At 73.0% G+C, this 19,365-nt stretch carries 21 protein-coding genes; 12 read left to right on the top strand and 9 right to left on the bottom strand.

What is annotated here, in order from left to right; translation table 11 throughout:
• Positions 1-16: 16 nt before the first annotated feature.
• The 5 genes from HHX35_RS01065 to HHX35_RS01045 form a co-directional block, all read right to left on the bottom strand.
• On the bottom strand, positions 17-1,291 hold the full coding sequence (locus HHX35_RS01065) for an NAD(P)/FAD-dependent oxidoreductase (RefSeq protein WP_182897163.1): 1,275 nt from the start codon (positions 1,289-1,291) through the stop codon (positions 17-19).
• On the bottom strand, positions 1,288-2,724 hold the full coding sequence (locus HHX35_RS01060) for an NAD(P)/FAD-dependent oxidoreductase (RefSeq protein ID WP_182897162.1): 1,437 nt from the start codon (positions 2,722-2,724) through the stop codon (positions 1,288-1,290). Before HHX35_RS01060 ends, HHX35_RS01065 begins: the two co-directional genes overlap by 4 nt.
• The gene (locus HHX35_RS01055; RefSeq protein ID WP_182897161.1) at positions 2,721-4,160 is read right to left on the bottom strand and encodes an FGGY family carbohydrate kinase; all 1,440 of its coding nucleotides are present in this window, start codon (positions 4,158-4,160) and stop codon (positions 2,721-2,723) included. Before HHX35_RS01055 ends, HHX35_RS01060 begins: the two co-directional genes overlap by 4 nt.
• Positions 4,157-5,680, bottom strand: a complete 1,524-nt coding sequence (locus HHX35_RS01050) for an amino acid permease (protein ID WP_182897160.1) — start codon at positions 5,678-5,680, stop codon at positions 4,157-4,159. Before HHX35_RS01050 ends, HHX35_RS01055 begins: the two co-directional genes overlap by 4 nt.
• 75 nt (positions 5,681-5,755) lie before the next feature.
• On the bottom strand, positions 5,756-6,520 hold the full coding sequence (locus HHX35_RS01045; RefSeq protein WP_182897159.1) for a DeoR/GlpR family DNA-binding transcription regulator: 765 nt from the start codon (positions 6,518-6,520) through the stop codon (positions 5,756-5,758).
• A gap of 198 nt (positions 6,521-6,718) precedes the next feature.
• On the opposite strand from HHX35_RS01045, the gene hisD reads away from it, so the two are divergent.
• The 9 genes from hisD (at position 6,719) to hisF (ending at position 12,882) form a co-directional block, all read left to right on the top strand.
• A complete protein-coding gene (gene hisD, locus HHX35_RS01040; RefSeq protein WP_182897158.1) occupies positions 6,719-8,026 on the top strand; it encodes a histidinol dehydrogenase in 1,308 nt (435 codons plus the stop codon).
• Positions 8,023-9,099, top strand: coding sequence for a histidinol-phosphate transaminase (locus tag HHX35_RS01035; protein ID WP_182897157.1), 1,077 nt, complete (start codon positions 8,023-8,025; stop codon positions 9,097-9,099). The genes hisD and HHX35_RS01035 overlap by 4 nt, the downstream gene beginning before the upstream one ends.
• Positions 9,096-9,701: an imidazoleglycerol-phosphate dehydratase HisB gene (hisB, locus tag HHX35_RS01030; protein WP_182897156.1), complete on the top strand. Its 606-nt coding sequence runs from the start codon at positions 9,096-9,098 to the stop codon at positions 9,699-9,701. Before HHX35_RS01035 ends, hisB begins: the two co-directional genes overlap by 4 nt.
• The gene (locus HHX35_RS01025; RefSeq protein WP_179155475.1) at positions 9,701-9,853 is read left to right on the top strand and encodes a hypothetical protein; all 153 of its coding nucleotides are present in this window, start codon (positions 9,701-9,703) and stop codon (positions 9,851-9,853) included. Before hisB ends, HHX35_RS01025 begins: the two co-directional genes overlap by 1 nt.
• Positions 9,850-10,482, top strand: coding sequence for an imidazole glycerol phosphate synthase subunit HisH (gene hisH / locus HHX35_RS01020; RefSeq protein ID WP_182897155.1), 633 nt, complete (start codon positions 9,850-9,852; stop codon positions 10,480-10,482). Before HHX35_RS01025 ends, hisH begins: the two co-directional genes overlap by 4 nt.
• 108 nt (positions 10,483-10,590) lie before the next feature.
• Positions 10,591-10,962 carry a hypothetical protein gene (locus HHX35_RS01015; RefSeq protein ID WP_139574375.1) on the top strand — a complete coding sequence of 124 codons (372 nt, stop codon included), beginning with the start codon at positions 10,591-10,593 and terminating at the stop codon, positions 10,960-10,962.
• Positions 10,963-10,966: 4 nt separating this feature from the next.
• Entirely contained in the window at positions 10,967-11,692 is a 726-nt protein-coding gene (gene priA / locus HHX35_RS01010; protein WP_182897154.1) for a bifunctional 1-(5-phosphoribosyl)-5-((5-phosphoribosylamino)methylideneamino)imidazole-4-carboxamide isomerase/phosphoribosylanthranilate isomerase PriA, read from the top strand.
• Positions 11,689-12,108 (top strand): RidA family protein, encoded by a 420-nt coding sequence (locus HHX35_RS01005; RefSeq protein WP_220504876.1) that lies wholly within the window; start codon positions 11,689-11,691, stop codon positions 12,106-12,108. The genes priA and HHX35_RS01005 overlap by 4 nt, the downstream gene beginning before the upstream one ends.
• Before the next feature lie 3 nt (positions 12,109-12,111).
• Entirely contained in the window at positions 12,112-12,882 is a 771-nt protein-coding gene (gene hisF, locus HHX35_RS01000; RefSeq protein ID WP_139574373.1) for an imidazole glycerol phosphate synthase subunit HisF, read from the top strand.
• 43 nt (positions 12,883-12,925) lie between these two features.
• On the opposite strand, the gene HHX35_RS00995 is transcribed toward hisF, so the two are convergent.
• Positions 12,926-13,156 (bottom strand): hypothetical protein, encoded by a 231-nt coding sequence (locus tag HHX35_RS00995; protein ID WP_139574372.1) that lies wholly within the window; start codon positions 13,154-13,156, stop codon positions 12,926-12,928.
• Positions 13,157-13,467: 311 nt separating this feature from the next.
• On the opposite strand from HHX35_RS00995, the gene HHX35_RS00990 reads away from it, so the two are divergent.
• Entirely contained in the window at positions 13,468-13,755 is a 288-nt protein-coding gene (locus HHX35_RS00990; protein ID WP_079319720.1) for a chorismate mutase, read from the top strand.
• 280 nt (positions 13,756-14,035) lie between these two features.
• Here the strand turns inward: HHX35_RS00990 and HHX35_RS00985 are convergent, their stop codons facing one another.
• From HHX35_RS00985 to HHX35_RS00975, 3 genes are all read right to left on the bottom strand, one after another.
• A complete protein-coding gene (locus tag HHX35_RS00985) occupies positions 14,036-14,191 on the bottom strand; it encodes a hypothetical protein (protein ID WP_167538708.1) in 156 nt (51 codons plus the stop codon).
• Between the two features lie 261 nt (positions 14,192-14,452).
• Complete coding sequence (locus tag HHX35_RS00980) at positions 14,453-14,617, bottom strand: hypothetical protein (protein ID WP_182897153.1); 165 nt, start codon at positions 14,615-14,617, stop codon at positions 14,453-14,455.
• 102 nt (positions 14,618-14,719) lie between these two features.
• The gene (locus HHX35_RS00975; RefSeq protein WP_139574370.1) at positions 14,720-15,355 is read right to left on the bottom strand and encodes a TIGR03085 family metal-binding protein; all 636 of its coding nucleotides are present in this window, start codon (positions 15,353-15,355) and stop codon (positions 14,720-14,722) included.
• Between the two features lie 314 nt (positions 15,356-15,669).
• Here HHX35_RS00975 and HHX35_RS00970 point away from each other — a divergent pair, with 314 nt between their 5' ends.
• Together HHX35_RS00970 and HHX35_RS00965 are read left to right on the top strand one after the other, a co-directional pair.
• Positions 15,670-17,448 (top strand): ABC transporter ATP-binding protein, encoded by a 1,779-nt coding sequence (locus HHX35_RS00970; RefSeq protein ID WP_182897734.1) that lies wholly within the window; start codon positions 15,670-15,672, stop codon positions 17,446-17,448.
• Positions 17,429-19,303 carry an ABC transporter ATP-binding protein gene (locus HHX35_RS00965; protein ID WP_182897152.1) on the top strand — a complete coding sequence of 625 codons (1,875 nt, stop codon included), beginning with the start codon at positions 17,429-17,431 and terminating at the stop codon, positions 19,301-19,303. Before HHX35_RS00970 ends, HHX35_RS00965 begins: the two co-directional genes overlap by 20 nt.
• Positions 19,304-19,365: the final 62 nt, after the last annotated feature.

Below are 19,365 nucleotides of genomic sequence, written 5' to 3'. Positions count from 1 at the left end.
CTCCGCGGCGGCGGCCTCAGCCCAGTGAGATGGTGATCGGACCGCCGCGCGGGTCCGCGCCGGACAGCAGGGACGACGGCACCCGGAACACCCGGCCGGGGGAGACCGGCCACGGCAGGGTGCGGCGGGCGATCTCGCGGCCGTCCTGCGTCACCACCACCCTGGCGACGGCGCGGTGCTCGTCCGGCCACAGCAGGATCCGGTGACGAGGCGGCGCGCCCGCACCCGGCCTGACCAGGCCGGGGGAGACCCATCGGAACGGCGCGTCGGCCCGCAGCGGAATCCCCGGGCGCCGGCCCGTGCCCGAGTCCCGTGTCTCCGAGCGCCCGGTCACGTACGCCAGGACGTGCCGCACCACGTGGCGGCCGTCGAGGGCCGCCACGTCGGCGGTGTCCACGGGGTGGACGAGGTTGCCGACGGCGAACACGCCGGGACGGCTGGTCGCCAGGGTGTTGTCCACGACGGGGCTCCTGCTGCCCGGGTCCATCGCCAGCCCGGCCGCCCGGGCCAGTTCGTGGTCGGGGACCCAGTCGCCCGTGAACACCACCGTGTCGCAGGGCACCGTGCGGCGCTCGCCCGTGCGCAGGTCCTCGACCTCGACCGACTCCACGGCGTCGCGGCCGCCGATCCGCACGACCCGGGTGGAGGTGGCGACCGGCACGCGCAGCAGGGCCCGTCCCGGCACGCTGAACGCCGCGTACGACTCGGCACGGGCGTGCTCGCTGGTCATCAGCACCGTGCGGCAGCCCGCCTCGCGCAGGGTGAGCACGGCCGACCAGCTCACCAGCTCGGCCCCGACGACGACGGCCCGGGTGCCGACACTGCCGTGGTGCAGGTGGACCACGTTCTGGAGCTGCCCGGTCGTCAGCACGCCCGGCGGGCGGTCGCCCGGCACCATGCGGGCCGTACGGGGACGTTCCCTGGCGCCGGTCGCCAGGACGACGGCGCGGGCGTCCACCCGCAGGCGGCCCTCCGGGGTGGTGACGTCGAGGGCGTGCATCCCATCCCCGCCGGTGGCCGTGGCCCATCCGGTGACCATGGCCGAGGTGCGCACCTGCGCCCCGGCCTCCAGCGCGCGGTTGGCCAGCAGGCGGGCGTACGCCGGGCCGGTCATCACCGTGCGCAGGTCGCGCAGGCCGTAGCCGGTGTGGTCGCTGTGCCGGGGGATGCCCCCCGCCTCGCGCTCCCGGTCGAGCACCAGGACCCGCAGACCGGCCGCCGCGAGACCGGCGGCGGCGGTCAGGCCGGAGGGGCCGCCGCCCACGACGGCGACGTCGGTGACGAGGTTCATCGCGACTCCTTCGTGAGAGCGAGGCGCCGGCCGATCTCGGCTCCGCAGAAGAAGCCCTGGCAGCGGCCCATCATGGCCCGGGTGCGGCGGCGCAGGCCGTCGATGTCGGCCGGGGGAAGCGGGGAGGCGAGGGCGTCCCTGATCTCCCCGGCGGTGACCCGCTCGCAGAAGCAGACCACGGTCCCGTACGCCGGATCCCCGGCGATGAGGTCGTCGCACATGTACGGCCGGGGGGACGCCTCGCCGATGTTGGGCATCCGGGGCGGCCCCGGCGGATCCTCGCGTACGGAGGTGACGAGGCCCGCCTCGGCCAGCAGCCCGGCGGCGTGCTCGGCGAGCGCCATGGACGAGGTCAGCCCGGTGGACCGGATGCCGCCGAGCACGAGATAGCGCTGCGCGGCGTCGAGGTGCACCTGGTAGTCGCCGTGCTCGGTGGCCGCCCGCAGCCCGGCGTAGGAGGCGGTGACGTCCTCCTTCATGAGGGTGGGCATGAGCGCGAGGCCCTTGTCCACCAGGAACGCGAACCCCTCCTCGGAGGTGGAGGTGTCGGCGCGGTCGCGCAGGTCCTCGGCGGTCGGGCCGAGCATCACGTTGCCGTAGATCGTCGGGCTGATCAGCACGCCCTTGCCGCGCGAGCTGGGCACGGGCAGCACGATGCGGTTCGCCAGCGGCCTGGCCATCTTGTCGAAGACCAGCAGCTCGCCCCGGCGCGGCGTGACCGTGAACCGCTCGTGCCCGAACAGGCGGTCGACGCGGTCGGAGCCGAGCCCCGCGGCGTTGACGACCCAGCGGGCCCGCAGCGGGCCCCGGTTCGTCACCAGCACGGTCTCCCCGTCGCCGTCGTGCTCGACGCCCTTGACCCGCGTGTTCAGCAGCACGGCGGCGCCCCGCGACAGCGCCTCCGTGGCGAACGCGAGCGTGGTGGTCCACGGGCAGATGATCGACTCCCCGGGTACGGTCAGCCCACCGAGCGCACCCGGGCCGAGGGCCGGGACCAGCCGGTAGACCTCGTCCGCGCCGACGATCTCGCACTCCCGGTAGCCGTTCTTCACCGCCTTGTCCGCCAGCCCGGCAAGCGCGGCCAGCTCCTCGCCGGTCCAGGCGACCAGCAGCGCGCCGGTCCGCTCGACGGGGATGCCGGCCCGCTCGGCGTACCCGCCGAGCAGCTCGTACCCCCGCCGCACCAGGCGCGACTCCAGCGTGCCCGGCGTCGCGTCGAAACCGGTGTGCAGGATCGCGGTGTTGGCCTTGCTGGTGCCGTCGCCGACGTCCGCGCGCGCCTCTACCAGCGCGACCGACAGGGCACGGCCATCCGACGACTGGCGTCCTGCCAGCTCGCGGGCCACGGCGGCGCCCACGACGCCGCCGCCGACCACCGCCACGTCGACCGTCCCGTCCGGCAGCGGCCCGGACCTGCTGACTTCTCCGCTCATGCGTCCCTCCCCGTCTCGATCGCCGCGCGGACGCCCCGCCGCCAGCGCGTCATGAACTCCTCCGCCCGCTCCGCCGGCCAGCGCGGCTCGTACGTCGTCGCCGGGGCCCACGCGGGCACGGCGTCCGCCACCGCGAGCGAGGGGGTCACGGCGAGGCGGGCCAGCGCGGCGGCGCCGAGTGCGGTCGCGTGCGGCGACGGGTAGACGTCCACCGGCGCCTGCAGCAGGTCGGCCTGGGCCTGCATGAGAGCGGCCGACCGGGTGAGCCCGCCGTCCACCCGCAGGCGGGCCAGCGGACGGCCGAGGTCGGCCGCGACGACCGCGGCCAGGTCGGCCACCTGGGCGGCGATGCCCTCCAGGACGGCGCGGATCAGGTGACCGGGCCGGGTGGACAGCGTCATGCCGAGGAACGCGCCGGTCGCGTCGGGCCGCCACCAGGGCGCGGCCAGCCCGGCCAGCCCGGGGACGAACAGGGCGCCCTCGGCGTCCGGCGCGGCCAGCGTGTCCAGGTCGGAGGCGTCGCCGACGAGGCCGAGGCCGTTCAGCCACCGTACGGCGGAGGCCGCCGTGTAGACCTGCCCGTCCACGCAGTAGGGCGTGGCCCCCCTGGCCCGCCAGGCCACCGACGTGGTCAGGCCGGAGGCCGAGCGCACGGCCCGCTCGCCGGTGTTGGCGAGCAGGAACGCCCCGGTGCCGTAGGTGCACTTGGCCTCGCCGGCCGACAGGCAGCCCTCGGCCAGCAGCGCGGCCTGCTGGTCGACGACCAGTCCGCCGACCGGGATCTCCCCGCCGAAGGCCGGGGTCGTCCCGACCACCTCGTCGCAGGCGACGATCGCGGGCAGCCGCTCGCCGTCCAGGCCGAACAGGCCGAGCAGCTCCCCGCTCCACTCGACCGCGTCGAGGTCGAGCACCGCCGACCTGCTCGCGGTCGCCGCGTCGGTGACGAACTCCCCGGTCAGACGGTGGACGAGCCAGGTGTCGCTGGTCGTCACCACCCCCTCGCGGGTGAGGTTGCGGCGGATCCACGCCATCTTCGGGGCCGAGAAATACGGGTCGAGCACGAGCCCGGTCAGCTCGGCGATCCTCTCGGCGTGCCCGGCGAGACCGGCGCACACCTCCTCGGCCCGCCGGTCCTGCCACACCAGCGCGGTGGTCAGCGGCTCGCCGGTCGCCGGGTCCCAGGCCAGCACGGTCTCGCCCTGGTTGGCCAGCGTGACCGCGCCGACGGGCACGCCCGCCGCCGCGATGGCCTCCCGCCCGGCGGCCAGCACCGAGCCGAGCAGTTCCCGCGGGTCCTGCTCCACCCGCCCGCCCGGCAGGTAGGCGGGGCGGACCGGCGCCTCGGCCAGCGCGAGGACGGCGCCGTCGCCGCCGACCACGACCGCCTTGGTCCCCGAGGTGCCCTGGTCGATCGCCAGTACGGCAGGCGCGCTCACAGCGAGTCCGTCGATTCGCCGGGCTCCCTCGTCAGGCGCTCACGACCGCGCGCCCACACGACGGCGAACACGACGGCGCCGAGCACGAGCGAGCCCAGGGCGTACACCTGCGCGGTGCGGAAGTCGGACGGGATGAGGAAGATCGCCAGCTCGATCACCAGCCAGATCACGGCCCCCGCCACGACCAGCGGCTCCCACTTCCCGAGCCGGAAGTCGTCGGGCCGCGGCCGGTGCCGGCGGCGGGTCGCGAGGTAGAGCGCGACGGTGCCGGCGTACAGCAGGGCCGGCATGAGCGTGCCCGCTCCGAGGAGCTGCGACAGGGCGTCGGCGTTGCCGGAGAAGGCGAGCACGATGGCGATCGACGCGCCGGCCGCGAGCACGGTGGCCCAGGTCGGGCCGCCGGTGGCGCGCGGCACCCGGCTCAGCGCCGTGGAGAACGGCAGCCGGCCGTCGCGGGCCATCGCGTGGACCAGGCGGCTGCAGCTCACCATGATGACCAGGCCGCAGGCGAAGATCGCGAGGCTCACGACGACGAGGAAGGCCCGCGCCACCCCGGCGCCGAGAACGTTCTCCACCACCTGGGCGACGGGCGCGGAGGAGGCGGTGATCGCCGCCACGTCGTTCCCGAGGGCGGCGGTGATCACGACGAGGAACAGCATGCCGAGGGCGACGCTGAGCAGGATCGCGCGGACCATCGCCCGGGGCACCACCTGCTTTGGGTTGATCGTCTCCTCGGCGAGGTTGGCCGCGGACTCCCAGCCGACCAGCGTGAACGCGCCGAGCAGGGCCGACAGCATGAACGGCCCGAGCCAGCCGAAGTAGCCGTCGCCGGAGACGGCTCCGGTGGAGGTGAGGTTGGACCATTCAGCGTGCCCGCCGAAGATCGCGAATCCGGCGATCAGCAGGGTCAGCCCGATCATCGCGATCACCTCGGCGCTGACCGCGAGGTTGTTGATCTTCGTGGTGATCGGGGTGGACCAGATGATCAGGGCCATCTGGACGACCAGCACGACGAGTGTGGTGAGCGCGCCGGCCATGGGCGTGTACTCCCAGCCGAACAGCGGGAACAGCGCCACCTGGGCCAGGCCGTAGTCGACCGCCACCGCGACGATCGCGAGGAACGCGAACGACACCCAGCCGAACCACCAGCCCAGCACCGGCGAGGCGAGCCTGCTCGCCCATTGGTAGCTGTAGCCCGACAGCGGGATGCGGCTGGCCAGCGCGCCGTACAGGAGGGCGACCGCGACCGTGCCCGCGCCGACGATCGGCCAGGTCCAGATGCCCGCGGGCCCGCCCGAGTTGAGCACGGTGCCGTACGTCGTGAACAGGCCCGTGGTGATCGAGATGAAGGAGAACGCGACGGCGAAGGACTCGAACGACTTCAGCGTGCGCGAGAACTGCTGGGCGTACCCGGCGTGGGAGATTGCCGCGTCGGCCTGATCCGTGCCTTTTCGATCAGGGCCGTTCTGGTTCGGGCCGACGTGATCATTGCCGGGCGAGCGCGTGGAAGGATGGGTCATGGATCGTCTCCTGGCTGGAGCTGGGGAGATTGCAACGGTCCGGGCCCGGCGGCGTGGCCGCGCCGCCGGGCCACCCTACGGGTTGATCACCTCGGCACCCGCACTGACCAGGGCGGATGCGAGCGCGGGAGAGGGTTCCCCGTCCGTGATGAGGCCGGACAGGTCGTCCAGGGCGCACACCCGGTAGGCGGCGACCCTGCCGTGCTTCGAACTGTCGGCGAGCACGTACGTCCGGGCGGTGTTGGCGAGGATCACGCGCTTGGTCGCGACCTCGTCCAGGAAGTAGTCGGTGAGCCCGGCTTCGGCGTCCACCCCGCCCGAGCCGAGGAACGCCACGTCGGCGCGTAGGTCCTGGAAGAACCCCAGCGTGTGGGCGTTGGAGACGGCGAGGTCGCCCTGCCGGACGCGCCCGCCCGCCACCAGCACCTCCACGCCGGGACGGCCCGCGAGTTCGGCCGCCACCAGCAGCGAGCAGGTGGCGACCACCCCCCGGAAGGACGGGGGGACGGCCCTGGCGACGTGGACGGCGGTGGTGCCGACGTCGATGATCACGGTCTGGCCCGGCCGCAGGAGCTGCGCCGCGAGCTCGCCGATCACGGCCTTCGCCTCCGACTGGCTGGTCGAGCGCTCCAGGTAGGACAGCTCCTCGCCGGTGCCGGACGGCGCCGAGGTGGCTCCGCCGTGCACACGGACGAGCAGCGCCCGGCGTTCCAGGATCGCCAGGTCGCGCCGGACGGTCTCGTGGGAGACGCCGAGCAGCGCGGCCAGGTCCTCGGTGCGCACGGTCCCCTTACGCCCGAGGGCTTCGATGATCCGCTGGTGGCGCTGTGCCGGAAGCAAGGGATCCGCCTTTGACCGAATGTGACTGCTATTGCCCGAGAGTGTGGATTAGTGCCCGAAAACCTGTCAAGAGGCGGGCCCGGAAAACGGGCGGCGGAGAAGAATCCCAGCTCCCGAGTGGTGCGCGCGCGGGTGAAACGCCCGTCCCGAATGCTGGACACACGCTGATCCGTCCCTGGTCGTCCGTAGACTGGGACGGTGATTTCCCGTATCGACCTGCGCGGGTCCCTTCCTGCCGACCTGCGCGACGTGCTGCCCCGCGCCGAACTCGACGTCGAGGCCGCCCTGGAGAAGGTGCGGCCCATCTGTGAGGACGTACGCCATCGTGGCGCGGCAGCCGTACGGGAGCTGACCGCGAGATTCGACGGCGTCGAGCTGGAGTCCGCCCGGGTGCCCGCCGAGGCGATCACCCGCGCCCTGGAGGAGCTGGACCCGGCCGTGCGCGCGGCGCTGGAGGAGTCGATCCGCCGCGCCCGCCTGGTCCATCGCGACCAGCGGCGCACCGACACCACCACGCAGGTCGTGCCGGGCGGCACGGTCACCGAGCGCTGGGTGCCGGTCGACCGCGTGGGGCTGTACGTCCCCGGCGGCCGGGCCGTCTACCCCTCCAGCGTGGTCATGAACGTGGTCCCCGCCCAGGAGGCGGGCGTGCCCTCGCTGGCCGTCGCCTCGCCCCCGCAGAAGGAGTTCGGCGGGCTCCCGCACCCCACCATCCTCGCCGCCTGCGCGCTGCTCGGCGTCGACGAGGTGTACGCCGTGGGCGGCGCCCAGGCCGTCGCGATGTTCGCCTACGGCACCGAGGAGTGCCGCCCGGCCACGATGGTGACCGGTCCCGGCAACATCTGGGTGGCCGCGGCCAAGCGCCTGCTCAAGGGCCGCATCGGCATCGACTCCGAGGCCGGGCCCACCGAGATCGCGGTCCTCGCCGACGAGACCGCCGACCCGGTGCACGTCGCGGCCGACCTGATCAGTCAGGCCGAGCACGACGTCATCGCCGCCTCCGTGCTGGTCACCACCAGCGTGGAGCTGGCCGACGCGGTGGAGAAGGAACTGCCCGGCCAGGTGGCCGCGACCCGGCACAGCGAGCGGATCACCGAGGCGCTCGCCGGCCGTCAGTCGGGCATCGTGCTCGTCTCGGACATCGAGGACGGGCTGAAGGTCGTGGACGCCTACGCCGCCGAGCACCTGGAGATCCAGACGGCCGACGCCCGCGCGGTCGCCGCCCGGGTGCGCAACGCCGGTGCGATCTTCGTCGGGCCGTACGCGCCGGTGTCGCTCGGCGACTACATGGCGGGCTCCAACCACGTGCTGCCGACCGGCGGCTGCGCCTGCCACTCCTCGGGGCTGTCGGTGCAGACGTTCCTGCGCGGCATCCACGTGGTGGACTACAGCCGCGAGGCGCTGGCCGGGGCCGCACCGTACGTGTGCGCGCTCGCCGACGCCGAGGACCTGCCCGCCCACGGCGCCGCGATCCGCGCCCGCTTCGACTGGGAAGTGCCCGCATGACGACCCTCGACGACCTGCCGATCCGCGACGACCTGCGCGGCAAGCAGCCCTACGGCGCGCCGCAGCTCGACGTGCCGGTGCAGCTCAACACCAACGAGAACCCCTACCCGCCGTCGGCCGCGCTGATCGACGATCTCGCCCGTGCCGTACGGCAGGGCGCGGCGACGCTGAACCGCTACCCCGACAGGGACGCCGTCGAGCTGCGCAAGGACCTCGCCGACTACCTCGGCCACGGGCTGACGGCCCGCCAGCTGTGGGCGGCCAACGGCTCCAACGAGATCATCCAGCAGATCCTCCAGGCGTTCGGCGGCCCCGGCCGCTCGGCCGTCGGGTTCGAGCCGTCGTACTCCATGCACCCGATCATCGCGGGCGGCACGAACACCCGCTGGATCGAGGGCCTGCGCGAGGAGGACTTCGCGATCGACCCCGACGCCGCCGTGGCCGTGATCGAGGAGCACCGCCCCGACGTGGTGTTCCTGACCTCGCCGAACAACCCGACCGGCACGGCCCTGCCGCTGGAGGTCATCGAGCGGATCCTCGCCGCCGCGCCCGGCATGGTCGTGGTGGACGAGGCGTACGCCGAGTTCGCCCGCACCGGCACGCGGTCGGCGCTGACCCTGCTGCCGGGCAACCCCCGCCTGATCGTGACGCGCACCATGTCCAAGGCGTTCGCCATGGCCGGCACCCGGCTCGGCTACCTCGCCGCCGACCCGGCGGTGGTCGACGCCATGCTGCTGGTCCGCCTGCCCTACCACCTGTCCACGCTGACCCAGGCGGCGGCCCGGGTGGCGCTCGCGCACCGCGAGGAACTGCTGGGCACGGTGGACGCGCTGCGCGCCGAGCGGGACGCCACCGTGGACTGGCTGCGGGGGCGTGGCCTGGTCGCCGCCGACTCCGACGCCAACTTCGTGCTGTTCGGTACGTTTGCGGATCGGCGGTCCGTGTGGGAGGGACTGCTCGATCGCGGGGTGCTGATCCGGGAGACCGGTCCCGCGGGCTGGCTGCGCGTGTCGATCGGCACGCCGGAAGAGATGGCGGCGTTCCGCGCCGCGCTGGAAGGGGTCCTCGCATGACCGAGCTCAACGAGCGCCGCGGCCGCGTCGAGCGCACGACGAAGGAGACGTCGGTGCTCGTCGAGGTGGGCCTCGACGGCACCGGGATCGTCGACGTGGCCACCGGCGTCGGGTTCTACGACCACATGCTCGCCCAGCTCGGCAAGCACGGCCTGTTCGACCTGACCGTGAAGACCGAGGGTGACCTGCACATCGACGCCCACCACACGATCGAGGACACCTCGATCGCGCTCGGCGCGGCGTTCCGCGAGGCCCTGGGCGACAAGTCGGGCATCCGGCGATTCGGCAGCGCCTCCTGTCCGCTGGACGAGGCGCTCGCGCAGGTCACGGTGGACCTGTCCGGCCGGCCCTACCTCGTCCACACCGAGCCCGAGGGCATGGCCCCGATGATCGGGCCCGACTACGACACCACCATGACCCGGCACATCCTGGAGTCGTTCGTCGCGCAGGCGGCGGTCTGCCTCCACGTGCACGTGCCGTACGGGCGCAACGCCCACCACATCGTGGAGGCGCAGTTCAAGGCGCTCGCGCGGGCGCTGCGCGAGGCGTCGGAGCGGGACCCCCGGGCGACCGGCGTGCCCAGCACCAAGGGTGTCCTCTGATGACCTTCGCGTCCGGCGGGATGATCTTCATCGGCCTCTTCCTGATCGGCGGGGTCATCTCGGGCATCCGGCAGGGCCTCAAGCTGCTGGCGGCGCTCGCCGGCGTCGGGGCCGCCATGGCGATCACCGCGGGAGTGATGTGGTGGCAATGAGCAGACGGATCGTCGTTCTCGACTACGGCTCCGGCAACCTCCGCTCGGCCGAGCGGGCGCTGGCCCGGGTGGGGGCGGACGTCACCGTCACCGCCGACTTCGACGCGGCCCTCGACGCGGACGGGCTCGTCGTCCCCGGCGTCGGGGCGTTCGCCGCGTGCATGGAGGGGCTGAAGGGCGTGCGCGGCGACCAGATCGTCGGCCGCCGCCTTTCCGGCGGGCGCCCGGTGCTCGGGATCTGCGTCGGCATGCAGATCCTGTTCGAGAAGGGCGTCGAGCACGGCGTCCACACCGAGGGCTGCGGCGAGTGGCCCGGCACGGTCGAGCGGCTCGACGCGCCCGTGCTGCCCCACATGGGGTGGAACACCGTGACCGCGCCCGAGGGCAGCGTGCTGTTCCGCGGCCTGGAGGAGGGGACGCGCTTCTACTTCGTCCACTCCTACGGCGTGCGCGACTGGCGGCTGGAGGCCGGCGACGGCTTCCGCGAGCCGCTGGTGACCTGGGCCGAGCACGGCGTGCCGTTCGTGGCCGCCGTCGAGAACGGTCCCCTCATGGCCACCCAGTTCCACCCGGAGAAGTCCGGGGACGCGGGGGCCGTGCTGCTGTCCAACTGGCTGAGCACGTTGTGAGCGTGTCCGGCACGCGAAATCTCGAGGCAGCGGTGCGACACTGGGAACCGGCGGGGCTGCGGCGCGTACGGCCGGCCAGGCCGTGACCGGACCCGAGCGGGAGGCCCGATGAGCAAGGAACGGGCCCGCCGGAGGGCGGAGCGCGAAGCCGAGCGCGAACGCCTCGCGGCGGCCCGGGCCGAGCGCGAGGCGAGGGCCGCCAGACGGCGCGAGATGCGCGAACGGCTCGTCGGGCCCGTCGCCGGGGCCGTGGCCGCGGTGCTGCCGCGGCCGGCCAGGCCGGTGCGGGTGGCCCGGCAGCGCGGGTATCTCGCCCGCCGCCGCCGCACGGAGAACGCCGTCGTCGTCGTGCTGTGGTTCCTCGTCCAGGTGCTCGCCTGGATTCTGCTCGACTCGTGGATGGCCCGGCTGGGCGTGTTCCTCGGCTCGATCCTGCTGCTCCCGGTGCTCGTCACCATCGTTTTCGACCGGAGGTCATGACCAAATGTCGCTCGTATTGCTCCCAGCCGTCGACGTCGCCGACGGTCAAGCCGTCCGCCTCGTGCAGGGCGAGGCGGGGACGGAGACCTCGTACGGGGATCCGCTCGCCGCCGCCCTGGCCTGGCAGAAGGCCGGCGCGGAGTGGATCCACCTGGTCGACCTCGACGCGGCGTTCGGCCGGGGGAACAACCGCGAGCTGCTCGCCTCCGTCGTCGGCGCGCTCGACGTGAACGTGGAGCTGTCCGGCGGGATCCGCGACGCCGCCTCGCTCGAGGCCGCGCTGAGCACCGGTTGCCGGCGGGTCAACATCGGCACCGCCGCGCTGGAGAACCCGGAGTGGTGCGCCAAGGCGATCGCCGAGTACGGCGACCGCATCGCGGTGGGGCTCGACGTGCGCGGCACCACGCTGGCCGCCCGCGGCTGGACCCAGGAGGGCGGCGACCTGTGGGAGGTGCTCGACCGGCTGGAGTCGGAGGGCTGCCCGCGCTACGTCGTCACCGACGTCACCAAGGACGGCACGCTGCGCGGTCCCAATCTCGACCTGCTGCGCGAGGTCTGCGCGCGGACCGGCCGTCCGGTCGTCGCCAGCGGCGGGGTGTCCTCGCTCGACGATCTGCGGGCGATCGCGACGCTCGTGCCGGACGGCGTCGAGGGCGCCATCGTGGGCAAGGCGCTGTACGCCCAGGCGTTCACGCTGGAAGAGGCCCTCGCGGCGGTGAAGAGCGTATGAGCACCCAGATGCCGGACGGGCGGATCTCCTCCGGCGGCCCGTGGGAGGACCGTTACGGCTACGCCCGCGCGGTCGTCGCCGGGCCGCACGTGCTCGTGTCCGGCTGCACCGCCACCGTGGGCGGTGAGGTCCAGCACGTGGGCGACGCCTACCAGCAGACGCTCACCGCCTTCTCCATCGCGCTGGACGCCGTGGAGAAGGCCGGCACCACCCGGGCCGACGTGGTGCGCACCCGCATGTACGTGGTGAACGCCGGCGACTTCGACGCGGCGGGCAAGGCCCACGGCGAGATCTTCGGCGACGTACGGCCCGCGTGCACGAGCGTGCAGGTCGCCGGGCTGGTCGACGCGCGCATGCTGGTCGAGGTCGAGGTCGAGGCCTACCGGCCGGTGGAACGCGGCAACGATGAGGACTGAACGATGACCGTAGCGGTGCGGGTGATCCCCTGCCTGGACGTCGACGCGGGCCGGGTCGTCAAGGGGGTCAACTTCGAGAACCTCAGGGACGCCGGTGACCCGGTCGAGCTGGCCGCGCGTTACGACGCCGAGGGGGCCGACGAGCTGACCTTCCTCGACATCACCGCCTCCTCGGGCGAGCGCGAGACCATGCTCGACGTGGTGCGCCGTACGGCCGAGCAGGTGTTCATCCCGCTGACGGTCGGCGGAGGCGTGCGGTCGGCCGACGACGTGGACCGGCTGCTGCGCGCGGGCGCCGACAAGGTCGGCATCAACACCGCCGCCATCGCCCGGCCGGAACTGCTGACCGAGACGTCGCGCCGGTTCGGGTCGCAGTGCATCGTGCTGTCGGTGGACGCGCGCCGGGTGGTCGACGGGCCGCCCACGCCCTCCGGGTTCGAGGTGACCACCCACGGCGGGCGCCGGGGGACCGGCATCGACGCGGTGGAGTGGGCCCGGCGCGGGGAGGAGCTCGGCGTCGGCGAGATCCTGCTCAACTCGATGGACGGCGACGGCACCAAGTCGGGATACGACCTGGAGATGCTGCGGGCCGTACGGGCGGCGGTGAGCGTCCCGCTGATCGCCTCCGGCGGCGCAGGGCGGCTGGAGGACTTCCCGCCCGCGGTGGACGCCGGGGCGGACGCCGTGCTGGCCGCCTCGGTCTTCCACTTCGGCCAGCTCAAGATCCACGAGGTCAAGGACACGCTGCGCGCGGCCGGTCACCCGGTCCGCTGAGCGCCCACCGGGGGCCGGGATCCGGCCCCCGGTCGGTGGGTCCTCAGTCGATGTCGACGATCGCCGTGGGGTAGGCGTCCGGGCCGGTGCCGAGCGAGGAGGACGCCATCGACTGGTACTGCCACTGTCCCTGGAAGGAGCCGCCCTGGCCGCACCCGTTGTCGCCCCAGCAGGTCGTGGCGGCGGAGGCGTCGTGGGCCGGCTGGGCCGCCGCGAGGCCGACGGCGGCGAGGAAGGCCAGGCCCAGCAGGCTCGGGAAACGCTTGGCACGCATAGCTGTCTCCTGTCCGTCGAGGGATCATGCGGCGCTCCGGAGTCCGCCCTCCTCAATGGTCGGCAGAACATCACGCGACCGTCCATACCAATCACCCCAAATAGGGCGATAGTGGGCGAAAACCGGCATGCGCGATTGTGTGGTCTTTTATCGGGATCGACGCGGCCGACCGGGTGGAACCGATCAGTTCCCGGCACGCGTGAGGAGAGGGTCCCGAGGCAGGGGCTCGAACCTCGACGGCGGATGTGCGGGCTCTCCTGCGCGAGCCCTAGAGTGGCCGCTGATCATCGTCTCGCCACCCGGAGGAACATGTGTCCGGCCCCACCTCGCTCGACGACGTCCGCCGCCGGATCGACGAGCTCGACGCCCGTCTGACGACGCTGCTGGCCGAGCGGCAGCGTCTCGTGCGCGCCGCGGCCGCTTTCAAGACGGACGAGCAGGCGGTACGGGCTCCCGACCGGGTGGAGCGGGTCGTGACCGCGGCGCGGGAGCGCGCGGAGCGCGAGGGGCTGTCGCCGGAGGTCGCCGAGGCCGTCTGGCGGGCGATGATCGGGGCGTTCGTGGAGTACGAGCTCACGGAGCACCGGCAGCGCGGATAGCACTCGCCCTGCGCTCGTTCTCGTTCACGGGAGCCCTGGGGAACACGCGGGTGTGCGAACGGGACGTGGGGGCAGAGGTGTCGACCTGGGGTGAGCCGCTCGCCGGTCGATGAGGGGATGCGAAAGGAGAGGCCGGCGGAGCAAGGGCGGATGCCCTGCCGGCCTGTGCGCGGAGAGCCTCAGGGCTCTGGCTGTCACTACGTTTCGATAGTCGTTGGTCGCTGCCTGTGGTTGTGGTCGGGGTCACCTGTGGGAGAGCGGGGACGGGCGGTCCGCGGCCTCAACTCAGGACCGAGGTGAAGAAGGTCGCCAGTCGGCTGGCTCCGGTGTTGACCGTGTCGAACACGCCTCGCACGGCGCCTGCCGCCGCGTGCGGCTGGCTGTAGAGGTAGAAGACCACGAACGCGATGGCCGCGTACGTAAGAACCTTCTTCACCTTCATCGGGGGGCCTCCTGCAATCGGTATCCCGGTTGTTTGTACCCGGCGGCAGTGTTGATCATAACTAGCCGAGAGGACATGAGGCCGTTCCGCCCTCATCGTGAGACGGCGGGATCGGCGGCCTTCTCGCGGTGCTTCGAGAAGTCCTCGCGGGCCTGGCAGGACGCCGCCGGCGAAGCCCGGAGAGAACGCGGCGCAGCCCGGAAAGAGCGGGGTCCGGCCCGGGAAGAGCGGGGTCCGGCCCGGGAAGAGCGGGGTTCAGCCTGAAAGGAGCGAGGTGAAGAACGCGGACAGGCGTTCGGCTCCCGTGGTGATGCCTCCGAACACGTTCCTGACCGCGCCGGCGGCGTTCGCGGGCTGCGTGAACAAATAAAAGATCACGAACGCGATGGCCAGGTAGGTCAGGACCTTCTTGAGGTTCATCCGGGGCTCCCAAACGCTCCCACACATCGTGCGCTGGTCTCATGCTGCCCCATTGCAGGACGTTTACGTGGAGAATTCCGGACAACTCCCGCGACTTCGTCCTCATGGCCCCAATCGGGCCTCCTGGAGCCGGGCGACCGCCGCGGCGTCCCCGTCGTACGTCACCCGGGCGTGCGCCTGCCGCCCGAACGCGAACAGCAGCAGCTCCGACGGCTCGCCGGTGACCACCACGGCGGGCTCCGCCATCCGCCCGGCGGTCTTGGCCCCGTCGGGACGGCGGAGCACGACCCCGACAGGAGCCTTGCGCAGGAAGAGCCGGGCGGTGCCGCGCAGCCGGTTCCAGAACGCCTCCTGCAGGTCCCGCGGGATGACACGCGGCTCCCAGCCGGCCTGCGCCCGGCGCACGTCCTCATGATGGATGAAAAGCTCCACCGTGTTGACGATCTCGTCCAGGCGAGGGACCAGTCCGTACGGCGTCCAGCGCGGCGGGCCGTGACGGACGAGCCCGACCAGTTCGGGATAGGGGTGGCGCCGCTTGATGCGGTCCTGCACGGCGGCGGTGTAGCCCGCCAGGAACGGCAGCGCGATGCCGGGCGCGGCGTCGAGCCGGCGCTCGCGCAGGACGAGGTGGGCCGTGAGGTCCCCGGTCGCCCATCCCTCGCACAGCGTGGGCGCCTCAGGACCGAGGCGGTCGAGCAGGTCGCAGAGCGCCGCGCGCTCCGTCTGGGCGTGTGTCACGCGATCAGCCTATGTGTCCGTCATCCCGTCCGGACCGGTGGCCGAGCATCACCGAGGAATAAACCGATTGATCAGGATGATAGGGAGTAACTAGGACTGTCGAGCAGATGCTGCCCGTCGCAGCGATCCGCGAGACACGACTAGGACCAAGGGCTTGGGCGGCGTCGGTCCGGTGACCGATCCGGTGGCGTCCCCGAGTGAGTAACGTCCCCCTCTGGGGCGCTCGCAGGGAGCGGCCCCGGCTGGTCCCCCGATCGGAAGGAACGCACCGCGTGCCGACGAAGGAGTCCCCCGCGCGGCCCGGCAGCTCAGTCATGCTCCAGGGTCTCAAGGTCATCGGCGTGGCGATCAGAACCGAGCCGAGGATCTTCACCGGCGCGGTCCTCGCCAGCGCCCTCTACGGCGCGATGACCGTCGCCTCGTCCTGGGCGCTCGGCTGGGCGACCGACAACGCGGTGCTGCCCGCGTTCAGGGACGGCGCGGCGGGCACCGGCGCGCTGGTCGTGGCGGCCCTGCTGATCGTGGGTGTGGCGGTGTTCAAGGCCGCGGGGATCATGGGCCGGCGCATCTTGGCCGGGATCCACCAGTACCGCATGCAGGCCCACTCCCGCCGCGCCGTCACCCGGCAGTATCTGCGGCTGCCCCTCGCCTGGCACCACCGTCACCCGACCGGACAGCTGCTGTCCAACGCCAACTCCGACGTCGAGGCGGCCTGGGGGCCGCTCGCCCCGCTGCCTATGGCGGTGGGCGTGGTCGTGATGCTCGTGACGGCCGCCGTGGCGATCGTGCTGGTCGACCCGGTGCTCGCCGTCGTCGGCTTCCTGATCTTCCCGGCCGTGGCCGTGCTCAACCTGGTCTACCAGCGCAGGCTCTCACCGCTCGCGATGCGGGCCCAGCAGCTGCGGGCCGAGGTGAGCGAGGTGGCGCACGAGAGCTTCGACGGCGCGCTCGTCGTGAAGACCCTCGGCCGGGAGGACGCGGAGACCGCGCGCTTCCAGGCGAAGGCGGACGCGCTGCGGGACGCGAACGTCGCCGTCGGCCGCGTCCGCGGGCTGTTCGACCCCCTGCTCGAGGCGCTGCCCACGCTGGGCGTGCTCGCCGTGCTGCTCGTCGGGTCGCTGCGGCTGGAGTCCGGCGGCGTCGCGGCCGGCGACCTGATCCAGGTCGCCTACCTGTTCACGCTTCTCGCCTTCCCCGTACGGGCGCTCGGCTGGGTGCTGGCCGAGCTGCCGCGTAGCGTCGTCGGCTGGACGCGGGTCAGGGACGTCCTCGACGCCACCGGCTCCATGGAGTACGGCACCGCCCGCCTGGACGCCTCCGGCCCGGCCCGGGTGGAGACCGAGGGCGTCTCCTACGCGTACGTGCCGGGGAGTCCGGTGCTGAGGGACGTGGGCTTCGCCGTCGCGCCGGGCCGTACGATCGCGGTCGTCGGGCCGACCGGGGCGGGCAAGTCGACGCTCACCCAGCTGCTCGCGCGCCTGATCGACCCCGGCGAGGGCGTCGTCCGCGTCGACGGCGTGGACCTGCGCGAGGTGGCCAAGGGTGAGGTGAGCGCCTCGGTGGCGCTCGTCCCGCAGCAGACGTTCCTGTTCGACGACACCGTGCGCGGCAACATCGCGCTCGCCGGCCAGGTGCCGGACGAGCGGGTCTGGGCCGCGCTGCGGCTCGCGCAGGCCGACGGCTTCGTCAGCGCGCTGCCGTCCGGCCTGGACACCCGGATCGGGGAGCGCGGCGCGACGCTGTCGGGCGGTCAGCGCCAGCGCCTCGCACTGGCCCGCGCGCTCGTGCGCGAGCCCCGGCTGCTCATCCTCGACGACGCCACCTCCAGCGTCGACCCGCAGGTCGAAAAGCGCATCCTCTACGGCCTGCGCGACGGCGCCGCCGAGGCCACGGTGATCGTGGTCGCCTACCGCATGGCGACGATCGCACTGGCCGACGAGGTCGTCTACCTGGAGCAGGGCGTGGTCGCCGACCACGGCACGCACGAGGAGCTGCTGGTCCGCTGCGCGGGCTACCGCGACCTCGTCACCGCCTACGAGCGCGAGGAGGCCGAGCGGGCCGCGCTCGACACCGATGAGGAGGTCGTCGCATGACGCACGGCCCGAAGCCCTTGACGAGGAGTGTGACGCGGTGACCGCCGTGACCGACCCTGCGACCGGCACGGCCACAGGAGAGACCTCGTCCCTGCGGTCGGCCGACCGGGGCGCCCTGGAGACGCTCAGGCAGGGCCTGCGGCTGTCGCCGGAGTTCCGCCGCGGGCTCGCCGGGACGCTCGTGCTGGCCGTGCTGGCCACCCTGGGCAAGGTCGTCGTGCCGATCGCCGTGCAACAGGTGATCGACCGCGGCCTGCGTTCGGGCGTGCCCGACCTGCCGTTCATCCGGAACGCGGTGGTCCTGTGCGCGCTCGCCGTCGTGCTGACCGCGCTGTGCGGCTACCTCATGAACGTCCGGCTCTACCGTTCCACCGAGTCGGGCCTGGCGGCCCTGCGCGGCAAGGGCTTCCGCCACGTGCACGACCTGTCGGTGCTGACGCAGAACACCGAGCGGCGCGGCGGCCTGGTCTCCCGCGTGACCGGAGACGTCGACCAGATCAGCACGTTCATGCAGTGGGGCGGGCTGATGGTCATCGTGTCCGCCGGCCAGCTGGTGGTGGCGACGGTGCTCATGGCCGTCTACTCCTGGCAGCTCACGCTGATCGTGTGGGCCTGCTTCCTGCCGCTGGTGCTGGCCCTGCCCCGGTTCCAGCGCCTGGTGGCCGGGGCGTACACGCGGGTGCGCGAGCGCGCCGGCGACGTCCTCGCCGCCGTCAGCGAGTCGGTCGTCGGCAGCGCGGTGATCCGGGCGTACGGCTCGGAGGACCGTACGGCCGAGCGGATCGACACGGCGGTGGACGGGATGCGCGCGGCGCAGACCCGAGCCCAGAAGATCGTCGGGTTCACGTTCCCGGCCACCGAGCTGGTCGCCTCGATCACGGTCGCGCTGGTGGTCGTGGCCGGGGTCTGGCTGGGCGTCGCCGACTCGATCACGGCGGGGCGGCTCATCGCGTTCCTGTTCCTGATCACGCTGTTCATCAGCCCGCTGCAGACCGCGACCGAGGTGCTGAACGAGGCGCAGAACGCGATCGCCGGATGGCGGCGCATCCTGGGCGTGCTCGACACCCCGGCCGACGTGGCCGACCCGGAGAACGGCGCGGCGCTGCCGCGCGGCCCGATCTCGGTCCGCTTCGACGGCGTGGGCTTCGCCTACCCCGGCGGGCCGCCCGTCCTCCACGACGTGTCCGTCGAGATCCCGCCGCGCACGCGGGTCGCGGTGGTGGGGGAGACCGGCTCGGGCAAGACGACCTTCGCCAAGCTGCTGACCCGGCTCATGGACCCGACCTCCGGCCGGATCCTCGTGGACGGGACCGACCTGCGCACGGTCAGCTTCTCCTCGCTCAGGGAGCGGATCGTCATGGTCCCGCAGGACGGGTTCCTGTTCGACTCGACGCTTGAGGACAACATCCGCTTCGGACGGCCCTCGGCGACCCGGGAGGAGATCGCCCGGGCGCTGACCGAGCTCGGCCTGGCCGACTGGCTCGACGGCCTGCCCGCCGGCCTGGACACCCCGGTCGGCCAGCGGGGCGAGTCCCTGTCGGCCGGAGAGCGGCAGCTCGTCGCGCTCGCCCGCGCCTACCTCGCCGACCCCGACCTGCTGCTGCTCGACGAGGCCACCTCCGCCGTGGACCCCGCCACCGAGGTGCGTCTCGCCCGTGCCCTCGACGGCGTCACCCGCGGTCGTACGGCGATCTCGATCGCGCACCGCCTTTCCACCGCCCAGGCGGCCGACGAGGTCATCGTGTTCGAGCACGGCCGGATCGTCCAGCGCGGCCCGCACGCCGTCCTGGTCGAGCAGCCCGGCGTGTACGCCGACCTCTACGCCTCCTGGACCACCGCCACCACCGCCCGCTGAGATTCGGCGCGAAAGTCCGAGGTCAGCGACACCACCGGTCGAAGTCCGCGTGCGCGGGGCCT

It is taken from the genome of Microbispora sp. H10830, from assembly GCF_014161375.1.
GTDB classification, from domain to species: domain Bacteria; phylum Actinomycetota; class Actinomycetes; order Streptosporangiales; family Streptosporangiaceae; genus Microbispora; species Microbispora catharanthi.
The sequence above is the reverse complement of the archived record's forward strand: the minus strand, read 5'-3'. Positions and strand labels throughout refer to the sequence as shown.

Bases quoted from the DNA above. Each gene is read 5' to 3' on its own strand.
- HHX35_RS01065 (WP_182897163.1), bottom strand. From the start codon at position 1,291: ATGAACCTCGTCACCGACGTCGCCGTCGTGGGCGGCGGCCCCTCCGGC.
- HHX35_RS01060 (WP_182897162.1), bottom strand. From the start codon at position 2,724: ATGAGCGGAGAAGTCAGCAGGTCCGGGCCGCTGCCGGACGGGACGGTC.
- HHX35_RS01050 (WP_182897160.1), bottom strand. From the start codon at position 5,680: ATGACCCATCCTTCCACGCGCTCGCCCGGCAATGATCACGTCGGCCCG.
- HHX35_RS01035 (WP_182897157.1), top strand. From the start codon at position 8,023: ATGACGACCCTCGACGACCTGCCGATCCGCGACGACCTGCGCGGCAAG.
- hisB (WP_182897156.1), top strand. From the start codon at position 9,096: ATGACCGAGCTCAACGAGCGCCGCGGCCGCGTCGAGCGCACGACGAAG.
- HHX35_RS01025 (WP_179155475.1), top strand. From the start codon at position 9,701: ATGACCTTCGCGTCCGGCGGGATGATCTTCATCGGCCTCTTCCTGATC.
- hisH (WP_182897155.1), top strand. From the start codon at position 9,850: ATGAGCAGACGGATCGTCGTTCTCGACTACGGCTCCGGCAACCTCCGC.
- HHX35_RS01015 (WP_139574375.1), top strand. From the start codon at position 10,591: ATGAGCAAGGAACGGGCCCGCCGGAGGGCGGAGCGCGAAGCCGAGCGC.
- priA (WP_182897154.1), top strand. From the start codon at position 10,967: ATGTCGCTCGTATTGCTCCCAGCCGTCGACGTCGCCGACGGTCAAGCC.
- HHX35_RS01005 (WP_220504876.1), top strand. From the start codon at position 11,689: ATGAGCACCCAGATGCCGGACGGGCGGATCTCCTCCGGCGGCCCGTGG.
- hisF (WP_139574373.1), top strand. From the start codon at position 12,112: ATGACCGTAGCGGTGCGGGTGATCCCCTGCCTGGACGTCGACGCGGGC.
- HHX35_RS00995 (WP_139574372.1), bottom strand. From the start codon at position 13,156: ATGCGTGCCAAGCGTTTCCCGAGCCTGCTGGGCCTGGCCTTCCTCGCC.
- HHX35_RS00980 (WP_182897153.1), bottom strand. From the start codon at position 14,617: ATGAACCTCAAGAAGGTCCTGACCTACCTGGCCATCGCGTTCGTGATC.
- HHX35_RS00970 (WP_182897734.1), top strand. From the start codon at position 15,670: ATGCTCCAGGGTCTCAAGGTCATCGGCGTGGCGATCAGAACCGAGCCG.
- HHX35_RS00965 (WP_182897152.1), top strand. From the start codon at position 17,429: ATGAGGAGGTCGTCGCATGACGCACGGCCCGAAGCCCTTGACGAGGAG.